The organism is Sinorhizobium sp. M4_45 (assembly GCF_002885915.1).
Classification (GTDB): Bacteria; Pseudomonadota; Alphaproteobacteria; order Rhizobiales; family Rhizobiaceae; genus Sinorhizobium; species Sinorhizobium meliloti_A.
Map to the genome: position 1 here is coordinate 1 of NZ_NWVE01000033.1, position 473 is coordinate 473.

A 473-nucleotide genomic window follows, 5' to 3' on the forward strand; every position below is an offset into this window, starting at 1 on the left:
AGGTGGTGTCGGTTTCACCCAGTATGCAACCGCTGCATACACCGACAACATCCTCGACGACTACACCCAGTACGGTCTGGACTACATCAAGAAGAACCACGGTGGCATTGCAAAGGCAAAGGGGACCCAGGAAGTCGTCAGCGACATCGCAACCGAGGTCAACCTCTACGGTATGGAGCAGTACGAGCAGTACCCGACCACTCTCGAGGACCACTTCGGCGGTTCCCAGCGTGCGTCCGTCCTTGCAGCCGCATCAGGTATTTCCGTTGCAATGGCAACTGCGAATTCCAACGCAGGCCTGAACGGCTGGTACCTGTCGATGCTCATGCACAAGGAAGGCTGGTCACGTCTCGGCTTCTTCGGCTACGACCTGCAGGACCAGTGCGGTTCCGCAAACTCCATGTCCATCCGTCCCGACGAGGGATTACTCGGCGAGCTCCGTGGACCGAACTACCCGAACTACGCCATGAACG

General features: G+C 58.1%; 1 protein-coding gene. It reads left to right on the forward strand.

Translation table 11 applies throughout. The annotated features are described in order from the left end of the window. Window positions 1-473 (forward strand): coenzyme-B sulfoethylthiotransferase subunit alpha (locus CN933_RS32660; protein WP_146032698.1); only part of this gene is annotated, 473 nt, incomplete at both ends.